Below are 20,812 nucleotides of genomic sequence, written 5' to 3'. Positions count from 1 at the left end.
ATCCGATGATCCACGACAGCCACCCCGTCGCCCAGGACGTGACTCTGCGGCCCGCGGCCCTCACCGACGCCCACTCGCTGGCCGCCGTACTCGTCCGCAACCGCGCCTACATGGCTCCCTGGGAGCCCATCCGCACCGAGGCCTTCTACACCCCCGAGGGGCAGGCCGTACGCCTCACCTCGATGCTGGTCGAGCGGAACGCGGGGCGCTCCATGCCCTGGGTGCTGGCCGACGGGGAGGACCGGGCGATCGGCGCCGTCACGTTCAACAGCATCGTGCGGGGACCGCTCCGCAGCGCCGGCCTCGGCTACTGGGTCGACGCCGACCGGGCGGGCCAGGGGCTCACGACCGCCGCCGTCCGTGTCGTCTGCGACATCGCCCGGGACGAGCTGGGGCTGCACCGGGTCTCGGCGGGGACCGCCCTCGACAACGTGGCCTCCCAGCGCGTGCTCGCCAAGTGCGGCTTCGAGCACATCGGCACCGCCCCGCGCTATCTCCACATCAACGGGGAGTGGCGCGACCACCGGCTGTTCCAGCGGATTCTGCACAACGACCCGCCGCGGGACTGACCCCCGCCCCCGGGGCGTGGCGGACGTGGAGATGGCGGCCCTGGAGATGGTCCGGGGGCAGCGCGGGCAGGATCCCGGCGAGCGCGTAGCCGCACTTCTCCGCCACCCGGCACGAGGCCTCGTTGTCCACGTGGTGCAGCAGTTCCAGCCGGGCCGGCGCCCGTGCGCCGAGACCCAGGAACGCCCAGTCGGTGAGCGCCCCGAGCGCTCGGGGGGCCACGCCCCGGCCCCGGGCCGCCGCCGTCGTCCAGTAGCCGACCTCCGCCCGGTCCGAGGCGGGGCCGGACCGCTTCAGCGCGAGATGGCCGACCAGTTCGCCGTCCCGCTGCGTGTCGGTCACCGCGAAACCGAACCGGTCGCCGGACTCCCACCCCGCGCGCTGTACGTCCAGCCAGCGGGCCGCCTCCTCGGCGTCCGCCACCTGTGAGCGGAGCCAGAGGCGCATCGCGGGATCGTCGTACGCGCGGACCAGCGCCGCGATGTCCCCGGGGCCCCAGGGGCGCATCAGCAGCGACCCCGCCGTGAGCGTGACGGCTCCCTGATCGTTCTCCATGGCCACCACCGTACGGCGGCCCCTCCCCGGCATGCCCCGCGGTGGCAGGGGTTCCGGCCCGGACCGGGGACGGGCACTCTGGGAGTGGCATCCCCACCGGTGACCTGGAGGCGGTGACAGGCGCATGGCTACGGGCGTGGGCACGGGTACGGGCGCGAGCCGACGGCGGTTCGACTCCGGCCGGGTCTGTCTCGACCTGGTCGCGACCGGGACGGTCACCTCGGGTGCGGGCGAACTGCTCGACGGCCCCGAGCGGCTGGCCGACTGGCTGGTGGCCGCCCGGCTGGTCCCGGAAGGGACCGCGCTGACGGCCCTGGACGACACCTGGGTGACCCGCTTCCGGCAGCTGAGGGCGGGCGTCGACCGGCTGATGACCGCCGAACTCTGCGGCCGGGGCGCCGACGCGGCCCTGGACCGGGTGAACGCGCTGGCGGCCGGGGCGCCGCCGGGGCTGCGGGCCGTGCGGGGCCGCGGCGGCACTCTCGTACGGGCGCTGAGCGCCGAACCCGACTGCGGGGCGCTGCTCGCCGCCGTGGCCAGGGACGCCGTGGAACTGCTCACGGACCCGGCGGCGCGGGCGGTGCTGCGCCGCTGCGAGGGGGACGCCTGCCGCCGCCTCTATCTGGACACCTCGCGCGGAAGGCGCCGGCGCTGGTGCTCCAGTGAGGTCTGCGGCAACCGGGAACGGGTGGCCAGACACCGGCGCCGGGCGGCCGCGGGAGGCACCGGCGCGTGACCCTGCGGGTGGTGCACGCCCCGCGCCCCGGCACGCGATGGCACCGGCGCGCAATCGGCGCGTGGCCGACAGGTGCGCTCGGGCCCCCCTTCGCATAAGGTTGACGGCTGCCCAGTGCACGTCAGAAGGGGGCCTCGGTGGCCGCGCAGGATGCCGCTGTCGATTCGTTGCGGGACCGGGAAATCGGTGTCGAGCAAGAACATCTGGACCGGGTTTACCACCGCCTCGAAGAGAAGATCCACGAGGCGGAATTTCTCATGCACGACGCCGTCAAGCGCGGGCAGGTCGGCACGCCCGGCGCGCTCGCCGAGCGGGACGCCCAGGTCTTCCGGGCCGGCGTCCACCTCAACCGGCTGAACAGCGAGTTCGAGGACTTCCTCTTCGGACGGGTCGATCTGCTGCTCGGCAAGGACGGTGAACGCGGCCCGGACGGCGCGTACACCTCCGTCGAGCCCGCCGACGACGCCGTACGCGAGGACGCCACCGCCGATATCGCGGAGACGCTCCACATCGGCCGCATCGGGGTCCTGGACTCCGACTACGCCCCTCTGGTGATCGACTGGCGTGCCCCGGCCGCCGCGCCGTTCTACCGGTCGACGCCGAAGGAACCGGGCCGGGTGGTACGCCGCCGGGTCATCCGCTCCAAGGGCCGCCGGGTCCTCGGGGTCGAGGACGACCTGATGCGGCCCGAGCTGACGGCGTACCTGGACGGCGAGAAGCTGCCCGTGATCGGCGACGGTGCCCTGATGGCCGCGCTCGGCCAGGCCCGCAGCCACACCATGCGGGACATCGTCTCCTCCATCCAGGCCGAACAGGACCTGGTGATCCGGGCCCCCGCCGCCTCCGTCACGGAGGTCACCGGCGGACCGGGCACCGGCAAGACCGCGGTCGCCCTGCACCGCGCGGCGTACCTGCTCTACCAGGACCGGCGGCGGTACGCGGGCGGCATCCTCATCGTCTCCCCGACCCCGCTCCTGGTCGCGTACACCGAAGGGGTGCTGCCCTCGCTCGGCGAGGAGGGCCAGGTCGCGATCCGCGCGGTCGGCTCGCTGTCCGACGAGGCGGCGGGCGTCGCCGGGGCCACCACGTACGACGAACCGGCCGTCGCCCGGGTCAAGGGCTCCTCCCGGATGCTCCAGGTGCTGCGCAAGGCCTCGCGCGGTGCCCTGGAGACCCCGGGCACCCGTTCGGCACCGCGGGAGGGCCAGCTCTCCTTCGGCGAGGAGGCGTCGGACGGCCCCGCCGCCACACCGACCCGGCTGCGGGTGGTCGCCTTCGGCGCCCGCGTCGAGCTGAACGCCGACGAGCTCCAGCGCATCCGGCACAACGTCCTGGGCGGCACCGCGCCGGTCAACCTGCTGCGCCCGCGCGCCCGCAAGCTGCTGCTGGACGCGCTCTGGAGCAAGTCCTCGGGCAAGGGCCGCTACACCGACCCCGAACTCGTCGCGGAGCTGCGCTCGTCCTTCGACGAGGACGTCTCCACGGAGACCCCGTTCCTGGTCTTCCTGAACGCCTGGTGGCCCGAACTCACCCCGCGCGGGGTGCTCGCCGCGATGGCCGACGAGAAGCGGCTCGGCCGCTGGTCACGTCGGGTGCTCAACCAGGGGGAGGTGCGCCGGCTGGCCCGTTCGCTCAAGCGGCTCGACGCCGACGGGCAGGGCCCCCTGTCCGTGCACGACGTGGCGATCCTGGACGAGCTCCAGGCGCTGCTCGGCACCCCGCACCGGCCGAAGAAGAAGCGCGAGTACGACCCGCTGGACCAGCTCACCGGGCTGGAGGAGCTGATGCCGCAGCGCGAGGAGACCCAGCGCGAGCGGGCCGAGCGGCTGGCGGCGGAGCGCACCGAGTACGCGCACGTCATCGTGGACGAGGCGCAGGACCTGACGCCCATGCAGTGGCGGATGGTCGGCCGCCGCGGCCGGCACGCCACCTGGACGATCGTCGGGGACCCGGCGCAGTCCTCCTGGTCCGACCCGGACGAGGCGGCGGCGGCCCGCGACGAGGCGCTCGGCAGCCGGCCGCGCCGGCGCTTCACCCTCACCGTCAACTACCGCAACCCGGCGGAGATCGCCGAGCTCGCGGCGAAGGTGCTGGCGCTCGCGATGCCCGGAACCCCGTCCCCGTCCGCCGTCCGCTCGACCGGAGTGAAGCCCCGCTTCGAGACCGTGCGGGACGGCGACCTGGCCGCCGCCGTGCGCGAGGAGGCACGCCGGCTGCTCGCCGAGGTGGACGGCACGGTCGGTGTGGTGGTGGCGATGAACCGCCGCGCCCAGGCCCGTACCTGGCTCGCGGAGCTGGGGGAGCGGGTGGTGGCGCTGGGCAGCCTGGAGGCGAAGGGCCTGGAGTACGACGCCACGGTCGTCGTCTCGCCCGCCGAGATCGCCGACGAGTCCCCGGCCGGGCTGCGGGTGCTGTATGTGGCGCTGACCCGTGCGACACAGCAGCTCACCGTGGTCTCGGGGGAGCGGGACATGCCGGACGAGGACGGTGTTCCGGACCTGCTGCGGGACTGAGAAGGGCCGGCCGGGGCCGAGCCGGGCAGAACGGATGGCCGGGAACTATTCGATTCCGGGTCAACCCGCCGTGGGGGAATCACTTCTCGGGGGTGTTTGTTAGCCTGGTGTCGGCACCGGCTCGATCCAAGCCCCCGGGCCCAACCTTCGTCGCTACGAGCGACCACTTGCCGCGAGGCGAGCATGGCGGGTCGGTGCCGCTCAAGTGAAAAAGACAGGCCCGCGTCACCTGATGGTGGCGCGGGTCTGTTCTTGTTGGGGGAGCGGCAGGGGTTCCGCCGGAACGGCGACTTCTCGTATGGTGGAAAAAACTTTCCGAAACGTGGCACTCATTACCGGCTACCGGTCGGTAGGTGCGACGATCGGGAAGCGTGTACGGGGCGATTGCCCCGGCCGCGTAGCAATGAAGCTAAGGAAAGCGAAGGACTCGGCCATGGCAACGGCGCCCAGCGTCTCGTACTCGATGACGGTCAGGCTGGAGGTGCCCGCGAGCGGCACAGCAGTCTCCCAGCTCACCACGGCCGTGGAGTCGTCCGGGGGTTCTGTCACCGGCCTCGACGTGACCGCTTCCGGCCACGAGAAGCTGCGGATCGATGTCACCATCGCCGCCTCCTCCACCTCGCACGCGGACGAGATCGTCGAAGGTCTGCGCGACATCGAGGGCGTCGTGCTCGGCAAGGTCTCCGACCGTACGTTCCTGATGCACCTCGGCGGCAAGATCGAGATGGCGTCCAAGCACCCCATCCGCAACCGTGACGACCTCTCGATGATCTACACCCCGGGTGTCGCCCGGGTCTGCATGGCGATCGCCGAGAATCCCGAGGACGCCCGCCGCCTGACCATCAAGCGCAACTCCGTCGCAGTTGTGACGGACGGCTCCGCCGTGCTCGGCCTCGGCAACATCGGCCCGATGGCCGCACTGCCGGTGATGGAGGGCAAGGCGGCCCTCTTCAAGCGCTTCGCCGGCATCGACGCCTGGCCGATCTGCCTGGACACCCAGGACACCGACGCCATCGTCGAGATCGTCAAGGCGATCGCCCCGGGCTTCGCGGGCATCAACCTGGAGGACATCTCCGCACCCCGCTGCTTCGAGATCGAGGCGCGGCTGCGCGAGGCCCTGGACATCCCCGTCTTCCACGACGACCAGCACGGCACCGCGATCGTCGTGCTGGCCGCGCTGACCAACGCCCTGCGCGTGGTGGGCAAGGACATCGGGGACGTACGGGTCGTCATGTCCGGTGCCGGAGCCGCCGGTACGGCCATCCTGAAGCTGCTCATCGCCGCGGGCGTCAAGCACGCGGTCGTCGCCGACATCCACGGTGTGGTGCACGCGGGACGCACGGACCTGGTCTCCGCCGACCCCGATTCGCCGCTGCGCTGGATCGCCGACAACACCAACCCGGAGGGCGTCACCGGCACCCTCAAGGAGGCCGTCGTCGGAGCCGACGTCTTCATCGGCGTCTCCGCTCCCAACGTCCTGAACGGCGACGATGTCGCGGCGATGGCGGAGGGCGCGATCGTCTTCGCGCTCGCGAACCCGGACCCCGAGGTGGACCCGGCGATCGCCCGTCAGACGGCGGCGGTCGTCGCCACCGGCCGTTCCGACTTCCCCAACCAGATCAACAACGTGCTGGTCTTCCCGGGTGTCTTCCGCGGTCTGCTGGACGCCCAGTCCCGCACCGTCAACACGGAGATGATGCTCGCCGCGGCCGGCGCCCTGGCCGATGTCGTCGCCGAGGACGAGGTGAACGCGAACTACATCATCCCGTCGGTCTTCAACGACAAGGTCGCGGGAGCCGTCGCGGGCGCGGTCCGGGCCGCCGCGAAGGCGGCGGGAGCCGACGGGGCGGCCCCGGCCGCCCAGGCGTAGCACCTTTCCGCGGGGCTTTTCCGCGGGGGCCGGTCACGGTTCCCGCGGAGAGTGCCGTACCTCACGCGGGCCGCCGTACGGCGCGTCGTGGGTCGCGGCGCCCCAAACGCCCCTTTAGGGTGGGCGGGCAGCGGGCCCCGCAGGCCCGGCATCCGCTGCGGACCGCTCAGGCCAGTCGACGGAACGTCACCACGAGCAAACCGTGGCGCTTTTCGTGTGACCCCGGAGGGTTCCGGATTGGCTTTCCCGCCGCAGGTGGGGGCAGGATGCGTAATCGGGCGCGAGGGTCTGACATCAGACCCGGGTCCGGGGACTGTCAGAGGGCCCTGGCAGCATCGGCTTCGATCTCACGCCTCACAGGCAAGAAGAACACGGGAGTAACAACATGAACCGCAGTGAGCTGGTGGCCGCCCTGGCCGACCGCGCCGAGGTGACTCGCAAGGACGCCGACGCCGTGCTGGCCGCGCTCGCCGAGACCGTCGGTGAGATCGTCGCCAAGGGCGACGAGAAGGTCACCATCCCCGGCTTCCTGACCTTCGAGCGCACCCACCGTGCCGCTCGCACCGCTCGTAACCCGCAGACCGGCGACCCGATCAACATCCCGGCCGGCTACAGCGTGAAGGTCTCCGCGGGCTCCAAGCTCAAGGAAGCCGCCAAGGGCAAGTAAGTCTTCTCGGGCCCGTCGTCGCACGACAGGCCCCATGGACGCGAGAAGGGCGGCCACCCCCGACCGGGGTGGCCGCCCTTCGGCGTGTCACGTGGTGCCCCGCACGGGCTCCGGCCGCCGCGGGGGCGGGGCCGAGGGGCCGCAATGGCCTGTACGGGCCTGTACGCGGCGCCCAGCGGGGTTGTAGGCCCCGCTCCGGAACCCGCGACCCCGTGGTCGCGCACGCGACACCCCGCCGCACCGCATGCCGCCGCCCGTCGCACCGCATGCCGCAGCCCGCCGGTCCGGCCCCGGATGCGGGGCGGAGCGGCGGGCTGCGGCGTACGGCCGTGCTGTACGGCGGCCGTCCGGGTACGGCCGCACACGCGTACGGGTGTACGAGCTGCGCAATGCTGTGTGCGGCAGCACTGTGCGGGTGGGCCGGTCCGGGGTGTCATTCGGCGTCACCCCGGTGTCATCCGTCGCGTCAGACGAGCGAGCCGCCGGGCAGTTCGACCTTCGCGCCGAGCTTCTGCAGCTTGTCCATGAAGTTCTCGTAGCCGCGGTTGATCAGGTCGATGCCGTGCACCCGGGACGTGCCCTGGGCCGCCAGCGCGGCGATCAGGTACGAGAATCCGCCACGCAGATCGGGGATGACCAGGTCCGCGCCCTGGAGCTTCGTGGGCCCGGAGACGACTGCGGAGTGCAGGAAGTTGCGCTGGCCGAAGCGGCAGTCGGAGCCGCCAAGGCACTCGCGGTAGAGCTGGATGTGCGCCCCCATCTGGTTGAGCGCCGAGGTGAACCCGAGCCGGGACTCGTACACCGTCTCGTGGACGATGGACAGGCCCGCGGCCTGCGTCAGCGCCACCACCAGGGGCTGCTGCCAGTCGGTCTGGAAGCCGGGGTGCACGTCCGTCTCCAGCGCGATGGCGTTCAGCGCGCCGCCGGGGTGCCAGAAGCGGATGCCCTCGTCGTCGATCTCGAACGCCCCGCCGACCCGGCGGAAGGTGTTGAGGAAGGTCATCATCGAACGCTGCTGGGCACCGCGCACATAGATGTTGCCCTCGGTCGCCAGCGCGGCGGACGCCCAGGAGGCGGCCTCCAGGCGGTCCGGGATCGCCCGGTGCGTATAGCCGTCGAGCCGGTCGACACCTGTGATCCGGATCGTCCGGTCGGTGTCCACGGAGATGATCGCGCCCATCTTCTGCAGTACGCAGATGAGGTCCTCGATCTCCGGCTCCACGGCCGCGTTGGACAGTTCGGTGACGCCCTCGGCGAGCACCGCCGTCAGCAGCACCTGCTCGGTGGAGCCCACCGACGGGTAGGGCAGCCGGATCTTCGTGCCGCGCAGGCGCTGCGGGGCCTCCAGATACTGACCGTCCGCCCGCTTCTCGATGGTCGCGCCGAACTGGCGCAGCACCTCGAAGTGGAAGTCGATCGGGCGGCCGCCGATGTCGCAGCCGCCGAGGCCCGGGATGAAGGCGTGGCCCAGCCGGTGCAGCAGCGGGCCGCAGAAGAGGATCGGGATGCGCGACGAGCCGGCGTGGGCGTCGATGTCGGCGACGTTCGCACTCTCGACGTGCGACGGGTCGAGAATCAGTTCGCCCGGTTCGTCACCGGGGCGCACGGTCACACCGTGCAGCTGGAGAAGTCCCCGGACCACCCGTACGTCACGGATGTCGGGCACATTGCGGAGTCGGCTGGGACCGCTGCCGAGCAGCGCGGCGACCATTGCCTTCGGCACCAGGTTCTTGGCGCCTCGGACGCGGATCTCACCCTCCAGCGGGGTTCCGCCGTGGACAAGCAGGACATCGTCTGTGCCGGTCATGAATCTCGCGTTCCGGAGTGGTCGGGCGGGGGGCCAACGAAAAGGGTAATGGCCTCGTACCCCCATTCCGTAAGGCAAAGGGGGGTGTACGAACGTCATGAATCCGCCACAACACGCTCCGCGCCCCGGCACGTGCGGAGGGTCACCGTCCGCATCGCCCGCCCGCGATGCGCTCCCCGTGCATCCGTGCGCCCTGAGCTGCGCTCGCTCGGTATGGACGGGCCGTGGCGCCATCCGGTGTCCACCGGGGCCGAAGATGCGGGATCATTTCTGCCATGACCGAGGTGTCCTCGCTCACAGGGCGACTGCTCGTGGCCACACCCGCACTGGCGGACCCGAATTTCGACCGGGCGGTGGTGCTTCTTCTCGACCACGACGAGGAGGGTTCGCTCGGCGTTGTCCTGAACCGCCCGACCCCGGTCGGCGTCGGTGACATCCTCGCGTCCTGGGCCGGTCTGACGGGTGAGCCCGATGTGGTCTTCCAGGGCGGCCCCGTCTCGCTGGACTCCGCCCTCGGCGTGGCGGTGATCCCCGGGGACGAGGGCCCGCTCGGCTGGCGCCGGGTGCACGGCGCGATCGGCCTGGTGGACCTGGAGGCACCGCCCGAGCTGCTGGCCGCGGCGCTGGGCTCGCTGCGGATCTTCGCCGGGTACGCCGGATGGGGGCCGGGCCAGCTGGAGACGGAGCTGACGGACGGCGCCTGGTACGTGGTCGAGTCGGAGCCGGGCGATGTCTCCTCGCCGCGCCCGGAGAACCTCTGGCGGGCGGTCCTGCGCCGCCAGCGCAGTGAGCTGGCGATGATCGCGACGTATCCGGACGACCCTTCGCTCAACTGACTCGCGCGGCTTTCAGTACCCTTGGCGGTTATGAGCACTCTTGAGCCCGAGCGCGGGGCAGGTACGGGGACCCTCGTAGAGCCGACGCCGCAGGTGTCGAACGGCGACGGCGACCACGAGCGCTACGCCCATTACGTCCAGAAGGACAAGATCATGGCGAGCGCCCTGGAGGGCACTCCCGTGGTGGCACTGTGCGGCAAGGTCTGGGTACCGGGGCGTGACCCCAAGAAGTATCCGGTCTGTCCCATGTGCAAGGAGATCTACGAGTCCATGGGCGCCGGCGGCGACAAGGACAAGGGCAAGGGCGGCAAGGACAAGAAGTAGTCCTTACTCCCGGACACCCTCCAGAAGATGCCCCCGGGGTGCGCAGAGATGCGCGCCCCGGGGGCTTTTCGTATGCCCGGCGCGTGTGCGCGGCGTGTGCCCGGCTCGTCTCCCGGCGTGCACTCCGTGCCCGGCGTGCCCGGAGTGCGCCCGCGCGCCCGGCTCGGGTGCGGCGTCGGATGTCCGGGAGGCGTCCGGCGGATGGCTGGTATTGCTCCCCCGTGAGCACCTTGTGAGAACCCCCGTGCGGGGCCGTGCGTTGCACGGTCTGCACCCGTGGGTCACAGAGTGGTAGAGACCACTTGTCGGCGCGAAGGTCCGGACCTACTCTCCTGCCAGTTGTGCAGAACGAAACGCCCGTTGCGCATGTTGCAACGGCCGATCGGTAAGGGTTCCTTATGAAGCTTTCTGCCCGAATTGCTGTTCCCGCGGCGGCACTTGTGCTGGCGGGCCTCACCGCCACCGCCTGCGCGCCGCAGACCTCCGACACCAGTGCGCAGGGTGACGAGAAGACCGGCACCCTGCGCGTCTGGCTGTTCCAGGAGGTCGGCAACAAGCCCAAGGAGAAGGTCGTCGACGCGGCCGTGGCCGACTTCAGGAAGAGCCACAAGGACGCGAAGGTCGAGATCGAGTACATACCCGTCGACACCCGGGCCCAGCGGATCAAGGCGGCCTTCAACGACCCCAAGAGCGCGCCGGACCTCATCGAGTACGGCAACACCGACACGGCCGGATACGTGAAGGACGGCGGACTGGCCGATGTGAGCGCGGAGTTCGCCGCCTGGGGCGAGGCCAAGGACACCGACCCGACCGCCAGGCAGTCCGTGACCGTCGGCGGCAAGGTCTACGGAGCCCCGCTCTTCGTCGGCGTACGCGCGCTCTACTACCGCACCGACGTCTTCGAGGACCTCGGCATGGACGCCCCCAAGTCCCAGGCCGAGCTGATCTCCACCGCCAAGAAGATCCACAAGGCGAAGCCCGACCTCTACGGCCTCGCGGTCGGCGGCGCCTACACCTATGGCGCGATGCCGTTCATCTGGGCGAACGGCGGCGAACTGGCCGGGGAGAGCGGCGGTACGTACAAGTCGGCCATCAACAGCGACAAGGCCCGCAAGGGCATCGAGGCCTACACCTCGCTCTTCGGCGACGACAACTGTCCGGCCGCCAAGTGCGCCTCCATGGGCGGCAACGCCACCGTCACCGCCTTCGCCTCCGGCAAGGCGGCCATGGCGATCGGCGGCGACTTCAGCCACACGGCGGTCGAGGCGGGCTCGGTCAAGGGCAAGTACGCCGTGGTGCCGCTGCCCGGCGTGGCCGAGGGCTCCATCGCTCCCGCCTTCGCCGGCGGCAACAACATCGGCGTGCTCAAGAGCAGTTCGCACCGCACCCTCGCCGTCGACCTGATGAAGTCGCTGACCGGGAAGAAGACCCAGGCGGAGCTGTTCGACGCGATGGGCTTCCTGCCGACGTACACCGACGTGCTGGACAACGCCGCGAAGAAGCAGCCGTTCGTCGCACCGTTCGTCCGGACGCTGGGCGCGGGCGCCAAGTTCGTACCCGCCTCGGCGGGCTGGGCGCAGATCGACGCCTCGCTGATCCTGCCGACGATGTTCCAGGAGGTCGTCAGCGGCCGTAAGGACGTGGCACAGGCCTCGGACGACGCGGCGAAGAAGATGGACGCGGCGTTCACCACCGCGGGCTGACGATGACCACGGACACCACGGCGTGCAAGAGCTCCGGCCCGACCGGCCCGACCGGTCCGTCCGGGGCGTCCGGGCGCGGCGGCCGCGCGGCCGGACGCCCGCCCCGGAGGCTCCGCTCCCCGTCCACCCGGCGCCCCGGCTGGACCCCCTGGCTCTATCTGCTGCCCGCGCTCGTCCTGCTGGCCGGGCTGCTGGTCTACCCGATCTACCAGCTCGGCCTGATCTCCTTCCTGGAGTACACCCAGGCCCAGGTCAGCGGTGGCGAACCGACCACCTTCAAGGGCCTCGGCAACTACGCGACCCTCTTCGACGACGGCCAGTTCTGGCAGGTGCTCCTCGCCACCGTGGTCTTCGCCGCGGCCTGTGTGCTGGCCACCCTGCTGGTCGGCTGCGCGCTCGCCGTCCTGCTGACCCGGATCCGCGCCCTGCCCCGGCTCGCGCTGATGATGGCCGCGCTGGGCGCCTGGGCGACGCCCGCGATCACCGGCTCCACCGTCTGGGTCTTTCTCTTCGACCCTGACTTCGGACCCGTCAACAAGGTGCTGGGGCTGGGCGACTTCTCCTGGACGTACGGGCGCTACAGCGCCTTCGCGCTGGTGCTCCTCGAAGTCCTCTGGTGCTCGTTCCCGTTCGTCATGGTGACGGTGTACGCGGGGATCCGGGCCATCCCCACCGAGGTGCTGGAGGCCGCGTCGCTGGACGGCGCCTCCCACTGGCGCGTCTGGCGTTCCGTCATGGCGCCGATGCTGCGCCCGATCCTGATCGTCGTCACCATCCAGTCGATCATCTGGGACTTCAAGGTCTTCACCCAGATCTACGTCATGACCAACGGCGGCGGCATCGCGGGCCAGAACCTGGTGCTGAACGTGTACGCGTACCAGAAGGCGTTCGCGTCCTCGCAGTACAGCCTCGGATCGGCGATCGGCGTCGTGATGCTGGTGATCCTGCTGGCCGTCACGCTGGTCTATCTGCGCCTCGTACGGCGCCAGGGGGAGGAACTGTGAGCCCGACCGGCACCGCCACCGATGCCGCCGCCACCGATACCGCCGTCGTCACCGCGTCCACCGCCTCCCGCCCCGCTTCCGCGGGTGCCCGGCTGCGCACCGCCCTGCGGGTCCGCCGGCCCGGCCGGCTGGCGGCCGAGGCGGCGGCCCTGCTGATCGCCGCCGCCGTCGCCTTCCCGCTGTACTGGATGGTGCTCTCCGCCGTGAAACCGGCGGGCGAGATCCAGTCGGCCGAGGCCCGTCCCTGGACGCTTTCCCCGTCGCTCGACTCGTTCCGCCGGGTCTTCGAACAGCAGGACTTCGGCCGCTACTTCCTCAACAGCCTGCTCGTCGCGGGCACGGTCGTCCTCGCGTCCGCGCTGATCGCGTTCCTGGCCGCCACGGCCGTGACCAGATTCCGGTTCCGCTTCCGCACCACGCTGCTGATCATGTTCCTGGTCGCGCAGATGGTGCCGGTCGAAGCGCTGACCATCCCGCTGTTCTTCCTGATGCGGGACTTCGGACAGCTGAACACCCTGGGCTCGCTGATCCTGCCACACCTCGCCTTCTCGCTGCCGTTCGCGATCTGGATGCTGCGGGGCTTCGTCAAGGCGGTCCCGGAGGCGCTGGAGGAGGCCGCGTACATCGACGGGGCGAGCCGCACCCGCTTCCTGTGGCAGATCCTCTTCCCGCTGGTCTTCCCGGGCCTCGTGGCGACGAGCGTCTTCTCCTTCATCTCGACCTGGAACGACTTCCTCTTCGCCAAGTCGTTCATCATCAGCGACACCTCCCAGTCGACGCTCCCGATGGCGCTGCTGGTGTTCTTCAAGCCCGACGAGAACGACTGGGGAGGGATCATGGCAGCCTCGACGGTGATGACCATTCCCGTGCTGGTCTTCTTCGTACTCGTACAGCGACGCCTGGTCTCGGGACTGGGCGGAGCGGTTAAGGACTGACGTCATGCGCATGGACCTGATCCCGGCGCCCCGTAACACCCGTGGGGCGGGGCGGCCCGGATTCGCTCCGGACCGGGACACCACCATCACCGCGGCACCCGGCACCGAGAGCACGGCACGCTGGCTGCGCACCACGCTCGGGGCCGCCTTCGGCCTGCCGCTGGCGCCGCGCGCCGACAGCGTGACGGGCCCCGACAGCGCTACGGGCTCCGCCAGTGCGCCGGGCGCGGAGAACGCCACCCGCGCCGGGAACACCGTGGAACTGCTCATCGACCCGGCCCTGGAGGCCGAGGGCTACCGGCTGTCCGTCGACCCCGGACACGGCATCCGCATCACCGGCGGCAGCGCCGCAGGCGTCTTCTGGGGCGCGCAGACGCTCCGCCAGCTGCTGGGTCCCGAGGCCTACCGGCGCGCCCCGGTGACCGCGGAACCGGACCTGGGTCTCCCCGCACTGGAGATCGAGGACGGGCCCCGCTTCGCCTGGCGCGGCCTCATGCTCGACGTCTCACGGCACTTCATGCCCAAGGACGACGTCCTGCGCTATCTCGACCTCCTCGCCGCCCACAAGCTGAACGTCTTCCACTTCCACCTCACCGACGACCAGGGCTGGCGCGTGGAGATCAAGCGTCACCCCCGCCTCACCGAGGTCGGCGCCTGGCGCTCCCGTACCAAATACGGTCACCGGGCCTCCGAACTGTGGGACGAGACCCCGTACGGCGGCTACTACACGCAGGACGACATCCGCGAGATCGTCGCGTACGCCGCCGAGCGGCATATCAGCGTCGTCCCCGAGATCGACATCCCCGGCCACTCGCAGGCCGCCATCAGCGCGTACCCCGAACTGGGCAACACCGACGTCATCGACACCACCACCCTCTCCGTCTGGGACACCTGGGGCATCAACCCGAACGTACTCGCCCCCACTGACAACACCCTGCGCTTCTTCGAGGGCGTCTTCGAGGAGATCCTGGAGCTCTTCCCTGCCACGACCTCGCCATTCATCCACGTCGGCGGCGACGAGTGCCTGAAGGACCAGTGGCAAAAGTCCCCGACCGCCCAGGCCCGGATCGCCGAACTCGGCCTGGCCGGCGAGGACGGGCTCCAGGCCTGGTTCATCGGACACTTCGACACCTGGCTCACCGAGCGCGGCCGCCGCCTCATCGGCTGGGACGAGATCCTCGAAGGCGGCCTTCCCCAGGGCGCCGCGGTCTCCTCGTGGCGCGGTTACGCGGGCGGAGTCGCCGCCGCCGAGGCAGGGCACGACGTCGTGATGTGCCCCGAGCAGCAGGTCTACCTGGACCACCGTCAGCACGGCGGCCCCGACGAGCCGATGCCGATCGGGTTCATCCGGACCCTGGAGGACGTCTACCGCTTCGAGCCCGTACCGCCGGGCCTCTCCGAGGAGGCGGCCCGTCACATCCTGGGCACCCAGGCCAACGTGTGGACCGAGGTCATGCAGAACCGGGCCCGTGTCGACTACCAGGTCTTCCCGCGCCTCGCGGCGTTCGCGGAGGTCGCGTGGTCGGCGCTGCCCGCCTCCGCCGACCGGGACTTCGCGGAGTTCGAGCGCCGTATGACCACGCACTACGCCCGGCTCGACGCCCTCGGCGTCGACTACCGCCCGCCGGGCGGCCCGTTGCCCCGGCAGCAGCGCCCCGGCATCCTCGGACGCCCGCTGGACGGTCCGCCCCCGAACGTCTGAGTCACCCTGCCGGGCGGTTTCCTGGCCGCCGGGTTGCCCGCGCCCGCGTGAATTTCACGCGGGCGCGGAGCGTGCGGAACGAACCGCGCAAGTCGCACAGGACTCGCCGAAGAGTGGCAATTCACACTCTGCGTCAAACAGGTGCGAAAGCGGATTTTCCCCCTGGTCAGGGACGGATGTGTCCTTCGTGGACCCTCGCGTCGGTCCGGTCGGAAGATGTGCCAGAGTTGCCACGTCCGGGCTGTGAGCACGTACCGTACGGCGGAACAGGCGGACTGCCGGGACACCGGGAAGGGGCAGCTGGGTTGACCACGCACGCACCGCAGGCGATGCAGTCGGTGACGCTGCCGGCCTCGTTGGACGAGGCCGTGGCGGCACTCGGCGCCATGCCCGCCGCAGTTCCGGTCGCCGGTGGCACGGACCTGATGGCGGCCGTCAACAAGGGGCTGCTGCGCCCCTCCGGACTGGTCGGTCTCGGCCGGATCAGCGAGCTGCGCGGCTGGCACTACCAGGACGGTCACGCGCTGCTCGGCGCCGGCCTCACCCACGCACGCATGGGACGGCCCGACTTCGCCGCCCTCATCCCCGCGCTCGCCGCCTCCGCGCGCGCGGCGGGCCCGCCCCAGATCCGTAACGCCGGAACACTCGGCGGCAACATCGCCACCGCCGCGCCGACCGGTGACACCCTGCCGGTCCTCGCGGCCCTGGAGGCCGAACTCGTCATCGCGGGCCCCGGCGGAGCCCGCCGCGAGATCCCGGTCTCGCACCTGCTGGCCGGCCGCGAGCTGCTCGAACCCGCCGAGCTGGTCGGCTTCGTCCGCGTACCGCTGCTGCACGCCCCGCAGGTGTTCCTGAAGGCGACCGGCCGCACCGGACCGGGCCGCGCCACCGCCTCCGTCGCGATCGTCCTGGACCCGGCCCGGCGCGGTGTGCGCTGCGCGGTCGGCGCCATCGCGCCGATGCCGCTGCGCCCGCTGGAGGCCGAGCGCTGGATCGCCTCGCTGATCGACTGGGACGGCGAACGCGGGCTGGCCCCCGACGCGCTGGCCGCCTTCGGCGAGTACGTCGCCGCGGCCTGCATCCCGGACCAGGCACCACCGGAAGACGGGGGAGAGGCACCACCGCTGTCCCCGGCCGTACTGCACCTGCGGCGTACCGTCGCCGCACTGGCCCGACGCGCGCTGGGGAGGGCACTGTCGTGAGCAATGAGGAAAACCCCGGACAGCAGGGGCACTCCGGCGGGTCCGACCCGCACTACGGGGCCTGGCAGCCGACCCCGCAGAGCGGTGAGTACGACGCCGACGCGACCGCGTTCGTCCACCTGCCGCCGGAGGACCTGGCCAACGTCCCGCTGGCCGCGCCCGGCCACGGGTACGTACCGCCGATGATCCTGCCGCTCACCCCCGCGGTGGGCCTGGACCCGACGGCGACGGGCAGCTGGGTCGTGCAGACGCAGGCCCAGCAGGCGCAGGCCGAGGCGAGGGCGCAGAACCAGGCCCCCGGCGCGGTGCACTGGCCGGACCCGAACCAGCAGGGTCTGCAGAACCAGCACGGTCTGCAGAACCAGCAGGGCCTGCAGCACCAGCAGGGGCCGCCGGCCGAGCAGCGCATGCACGAGGAACAGCGCATGCGCGACGAGCAGTACATGCGCGCCCAGCAGGACCTGTCGGGTCAGGGCAACCAGCCGGACCGGCAGGGCTTTCCGGACCAGCAGAGCCTTTCGGACCAGCACGGCCTGTCCGATCGGCACGGCCTGGCGGACCAGCACGGCCTGTCCGACCCGTACCTGTCGCCGTACCAGGAGACCGCGCACTCGACGGCCCAATGGAACTTCAGCGAGGTCACCGGCGAGCCGCCGGCGGCCGCCGCGGGGCCGGAGACCATCGAGCCCGTGGGCCACACCGGCGAGTGGACGATCCCGGTGGCGGACGGGGATCTGCCGGACGAGTCGGGCGAGTTCCTGGCTTCGGCGCAGGCACCCCAGTGGTACGCGGACAGCGCGCCTCCGGCCACGCTGCCGGGCGGCGCCCCCGCACCGTGGGCAGCACCGGAGGCCCCGGCCTCGGTTCTGCTTCCGCTTCCGGCGCCCGAGACCACCGCCGCCGCCTCCTCCGCCGAAGCGGTCGCCACGGTCGAGCCCTCCGCCGAGTCGCCCGTGTCCGGCCCCGTTGACCACGGGCACATCGACGCGCAGGCCCCCGCAGGTGTGTCCGCCGACGTACTCACCGACGCGCCGCTCGACGTCCACGCCGACGCCGACGCGCCGCTCGACGTCCACGCGGACGCGGACGCCGACGCCGAAGAGTTCACCGGAGAGTTCACCGAGGCAGTCGCCGGGACCGTCGCCGGAACGACTGCCGAAGAAGCCGCGGAAGAGACCGCCGGAGCCGCCGAAGAGACCGCCGCAGCGGCCGCCGAGCCGGTGACCGGAGCAGCCGCGGAACCCGTATCGGAACCGGCCGGGGAACCGGTCGCCGAAGTGACGGTCGAGGGTCTCAGCGAGCATCCCGCGGCCTCCTACCTCCTGCATGTGAACGGCGTCGACCGCCCGGTGACCGACGCCTGGATCGGCGAGTCCCTGCTCTACGTGCTCCGTGAACGCCTCGGTCTCGCCGGTGCCAAGGACGGCTGCTCGCAGGGCGAATGCGGGGCCTGCAACGTCCAGGTCGACGGCCGTCTCGTCGCGTCCTGCCTGGTCCCCGCGGCCACGGCGGCGGGCAGCGAGGTCCGTACGGTCGAGGGCCTCGCCGTCGACGGCGAGCCGTCCGACGTCCAGCGGGCACTCGCCCGTTGCGGAGCCGTCCAGTGCGGCTTCTGCATCCCCGGCATGGCCATGACCGTCCACGACCTGCTGGAGGGCAACCACGCCCCCAGCGAACTGGAGACGCGCCAGGCACTCTGCGGCAACCTCTGCCGCTGCTCCGGATACCGGGGTGTGCTCGACGCCGTGGCCGAGGTCGTGGAGGCCAGGGAGGCGAGCGCGGAAGCGGCCGGGACCGCCGCGCACGACCACGACGAGGACGAAGCGCGTATTCCGCACCAGGCCGCGCCCGGTGCGGGCAGTGTCCGCAGGCCCCACCCGCACGAGGGAGGCGCGCTGTGAGGCACGCCCGCAGACCCGCCGCACAGCACCACGACGCCACCACACAGGTCACCATCTGCTGCCGCCGCAGCGGGGCGAACGACAAGGAGGCGGCGTGAGCAGCGACGCAGCCACCGCGGCCAACGCGACCAGCACCAGCCTGCCCAGGATCGACGCCACGGGCAGCGGCCCCGGCCCGGACGAGGAGAAGCCCGCACTCGGCCTCGGTGTCTCGCTCCCGCCCGCCGACACCCGCGCCAAGACCGAGGGCACCTTCCCGTACGCGGCCGACCTGTGGGCCGAAGGCCTGCTGTGGGCGGCCGTGCTGCGCTCGCCGCACCCGCACGCCCGGATCCTGTCCGTCGATGTTTCCGCCGCGGTGGAGATGCCCGGGGTGCGGGCCGTCGTCACGCACGAGGACGTGCCCGGGGACAGCGCCTACGGCCGCCGGGTCGTCGACCGCCCGGTGTTCGCGTCCGACCTGGTACGCCACCACGGTGAACCGATCGCCGCGGTCGCCGCCGACCACCCGGACACGGCGCGCCTGGCCGCGGCGGCGATCGCCGTCGAGTACGAGGTCCTGGAACCGGTCACGGACCCGGAGAAGGCCTTCGCCGCCGAGCCCCTGCACCCGGACGGCAACCTCATCCGCCATATCCCGCTGCGCTACGGCGACCCGGAGGCGACCGGCGAGGTCGTCGTCGAGGGCCTCTACCGCATCGGCCGCCAGGACCCGGCCCCGATCGGCGCCGAGGCCGGGCTCGCGGTGCCCCGCCCCGACGGCGGCGTGGAGATCTACACGGCCTCCACCGACCCGCACACCGACCGCGACCTGGCCGCCGCCTGCTTCGGCCTGGCGGCGGACCAGGTGAAGATCGTCGTGACCGGCGTCCCCGGCGCGACCGGCGACCGCGAGGACCCGGGCTTCCAGATCCCGCTCGGCCTGCTCGCCCTGCGTACCGGCTGCCCGGTGAAACTGGCCGCCACCCGCGAGGAGTCCTTCCTCGGCCACGCCCACCGCCACCCGACGCTGCTGCGCTACCGCCACCACGCGGACGCGGAGGGCCGGCTGGTCAAGGTCGAGGCCCAGATCCTGCTGGACGCGGGTGCGTACGCCGACTCCTCGTCCGAGTCCCTGGCCGCGGCCGTGGCCTTCGCCTGCGGCCCGTACGTCGTACCGCACGCCTTCATCGAGGGCTGGGCGGTCCGTACGAACAACCCGCCCTCCGGCCATGTGCGCGGCGAGGGCGCGATGCAGGTCTGTGCCGCGTACGAGGGCCAGATGGACAAGCTGGCCGCCAAGCTCGGCATGGACCCGGCGGAACTGCGCCTGCGCAACGTCCTGTCCACCGGCGACATCCTGCCCACCGGCCAGACGGTGACCTGCCCGGCCCCGGTGGAAGAACTCCTCGGTGCCGTACGGGACTTCCCGCTCCCCGTGCTGCCCAAGGACGCCCCGGAGGACGACTGGCTGCTCCCCGGCGGCCCGGAGGGCGCGGGCGAGCCCGGGGCCGTACGCCGGGGTGTCGGATACGCGCTCGGCATGGTGCACATGCTGGGCGCCGAGGGCACGGACGAGGTCTCCACGGCCACGGTCCGGGTCCACGACGGCATCGCCACGGTCATCTGCGCGGCGGTGGAGACCGGCCAGGGGTTCACCACGCTGGCCCGCCAGATCGTCCAGGAGACCCTGGGTATCGAAGAGGTTCACGTCGCCTCGGTCGACACCGACCAGCCCCCGGCGGGCCCGGCGACGCACGGCCGTCACACCTGGGTGTCGGGCGGTGCGGTGGAACGGGCCGCCAAGATGGTCCGCACCCAGCTCCTCCAGCCGCTCGCCCACAAGTTCGGGATGTCCACCGAGCTGCTCCAGATCGCCGACGGCAAGATCACCTCGTACGACGGTGTCCTCTCCACGACGGTCACGGAGGCCATGGACGGCAAGGAACTCTGGGCCACCGCCCAGTGCCGCCCCCATCCCACCGAACCGCTCGACGATTCCGGCCAGGGCGACGCGTTCGTCGGCCTCGCCTTCTGCGCGATCCGCGCCGTGGTGGACGTCGACATCGAGATCGGCTCGATCCGGGTGGTCGAGATGGCCGTCGCCCAGGACGTGGGCCGGATCCTCAACCCCGCCCAGCTGGCCATCCGTATCGAGGCGGGCATCACCCAGGGCATCGGCGCGGCCCTCACGGAGAACCTCCGGACCGCCCGTGGCCTGATCCGCCACCCCGACCTCACGGGGTACGCACTTCCGACGTCCCTGGACGCTCCGGACATTCGCATCGTCAAACTGGTCGAGGAACGCGACGTGGTGGCCCCCTTCGGCGCCAAGCCCGCCTCGGCCGTACCCGTCGTGACCGCCCCCGCCGCAGTGGCCTCCGCCGTCCGCTCGGCAACCGGACGCCCGGTCAACCGCCTGCCGGTCCGGCCCCAGGCGGCGGTGGCAACGCCCAAGTCCTGACTGTCCAATTGATGATGTGATTCGCATTGCACGTGCAACCCAGGGAT

General features: G+C 71.6%; 16 protein-coding genes. 14 read left to right on the top strand and 2 right to left on the bottom strand.

Annotated elements, in window-relative coordinates:
- Positions 1-5: 5 nt before the first annotated feature.
- Positions 6-569, top strand: a complete 564-nt coding sequence (locus OHA98_RS34045; protein WP_266931532.1) for a GNAT family N-acetyltransferase — start codon at positions 6-8, stop codon at positions 567-569.
- On the opposite strand, the gene OHA98_RS34040 is transcribed toward OHA98_RS34045, so the two are convergent.
- Positions 502-1,122 carry a GNAT family N-acetyltransferase gene (locus OHA98_RS34040; RefSeq protein WP_266931530.1) on the bottom strand — a complete coding sequence of 207 codons (621 nt, stop codon included), beginning with the start codon at positions 1,120-1,122 and terminating at the stop codon, positions 502-504. The genes OHA98_RS34045 and OHA98_RS34040 overlap by 68 nt on opposite strands.
- A gap of 124 nt (positions 1,123-1,246) precedes the next feature.
- Between OHA98_RS34040 and OHA98_RS34035 the strand changes: the two genes are divergently transcribed.
- The 4 genes from OHA98_RS34035 to OHA98_RS34020 all read left to right on the top strand — a co-directional run bounded on the left by OHA98_RS34035 (position 1,247) and on the right by OHA98_RS34020 (position 6,908).
- The gene (locus OHA98_RS34035) at positions 1,247-1,858 is read left to right on the top strand and encodes an ABATE domain-containing protein (protein ID WP_266931529.1); all 612 of its coding nucleotides are present in this window, start codon (positions 1,247-1,249) and stop codon (positions 1,856-1,858) included.
- Between the two features lie 137 nt (positions 1,859-1,995).
- On the top strand, positions 1,996-4,371 hold the full coding sequence (locus tag OHA98_RS34030; RefSeq protein WP_266931527.1) for a UvrD-helicase domain-containing protein: 2,376 nt from the start codon (positions 1,996-1,998) through the stop codon (positions 4,369-4,371).
- 433 nt (positions 4,372-4,804) lie between these two features.
- Positions 4,805-6,241: an NAD-dependent malic enzyme gene (locus OHA98_RS34025; protein WP_266931526.1), complete on the top strand. Its 1,437-nt coding sequence runs from the start codon at positions 4,805-4,807 to the stop codon at positions 6,239-6,241.
- Positions 6,242-6,626: 385 nt separating this feature from the next.
- Positions 6,627-6,908, top strand: coding sequence for an HU family DNA-binding protein (locus tag OHA98_RS34020; protein WP_003968811.1), 282 nt, complete (start codon positions 6,627-6,629; stop codon positions 6,906-6,908).
- A gap of 466 nt (positions 6,909-7,374) precedes the next feature.
- Here the strand turns inward: OHA98_RS34020 and murA are convergent, their stop codons facing one another.
- Complete coding sequence (gene murA / locus OHA98_RS34015) at positions 7,375-8,715, bottom strand: UDP-N-acetylglucosamine 1-carboxyvinyltransferase (protein ID WP_266931524.1); 1,341 nt, start codon at positions 8,713-8,715, stop codon at positions 7,375-7,377.
- 275 nt (positions 8,716-8,990) lie between these two features.
- Here murA and OHA98_RS34010 point away from each other — a divergent pair, with 275 nt between their 5' ends.
- The 9 genes from OHA98_RS34010 to OHA98_RS33970 all read left to right on the top strand — a co-directional run bounded on the left by OHA98_RS34010 (position 8,991) and on the right by OHA98_RS33970 (position 20,765).
- Positions 8,991-9,551, top strand: coding sequence for a YqgE/AlgH family protein (locus OHA98_RS34010; protein WP_266931523.1), 561 nt, complete (start codon positions 8,991-8,993; stop codon positions 9,549-9,551).
- A 30-nt stretch (positions 9,552-9,581) separates the two neighbouring features.
- On the top strand, positions 9,582-9,875 hold the full coding sequence (locus OHA98_RS34005) for a DUF3039 domain-containing protein (protein WP_072484142.1): 294 nt from the start codon (positions 9,582-9,584) through the stop codon (positions 9,873-9,875).
- 398 nt (positions 9,876-10,273) lie between these two features.
- The gene (locus OHA98_RS34000) at positions 10,274-11,578 is read left to right on the top strand and encodes an extracellular solute-binding protein (RefSeq protein WP_266931521.1); all 1,305 of its coding nucleotides are present in this window, start codon (positions 10,274-10,276) and stop codon (positions 11,576-11,578) included.
- A 2-nt stretch (positions 11,579-11,580) separates the two neighbouring features.
- On the top strand, positions 11,581-12,582 hold the full coding sequence (locus tag OHA98_RS33995) for a carbohydrate ABC transporter permease (RefSeq protein ID WP_266931520.1): 1,002 nt from the start codon (positions 11,581-11,583) through the stop codon (positions 12,580-12,582).
- Positions 12,583-12,674: 92 nt separating this feature from the next.
- Entirely contained in the window at positions 12,675-13,517 is an 843-nt protein-coding gene (locus OHA98_RS33990; RefSeq protein ID WP_266932522.1) for a carbohydrate ABC transporter permease, read from the top strand.
- A 4-nt stretch (positions 13,518-13,521) separates the two neighbouring features.
- The gene (locus tag OHA98_RS33985) at positions 13,522-15,219 is read left to right on the top strand and encodes a beta-N-acetylhexosaminidase (RefSeq protein WP_266931519.1); all 1,698 of its coding nucleotides are present in this window, start codon (positions 13,522-13,524) and stop codon (positions 15,217-15,219) included.
- A gap of 305 nt (positions 15,220-15,524) precedes the next feature.
- Entirely contained in the window at positions 15,525-16,421 is an 897-nt protein-coding gene (locus OHA98_RS33980) for a xanthine dehydrogenase family protein subunit M (protein ID WP_266931517.1), read from the top strand.
- Positions 16,418-18,322, top strand: a complete 1,905-nt coding sequence (locus OHA98_RS33975; protein ID WP_266931515.1) for a (2Fe-2S)-binding protein — start codon at positions 16,418-16,420, stop codon at positions 18,320-18,322. Before OHA98_RS33980 ends, OHA98_RS33975 begins: the two co-directional genes overlap by 4 nt.
- Positions 18,323-18,416: 94 nt before the next feature.
- A complete protein-coding gene (locus tag OHA98_RS33970) occupies positions 18,417-20,765 on the top strand; it encodes a xanthine dehydrogenase family protein molybdopterin-binding subunit (protein ID WP_266931513.1) in 2,349 nt (782 codons plus the stop codon).
- Positions 20,766-20,812: the final 47 nt, after the last annotated feature.

The sequence above is a fragment of the Streptomyces sp. NBC_00654 genome (assembly GCF_026341775.1).
GTDB lineage: Bacteria > Actinomycetota > Actinomycetes > Streptomycetales > Streptomycetaceae > Streptomyces.
Note: the sequence above shows the minus strand (reverse complement) of the source record. Positions and strands in the feature narration are given on the sequence as shown.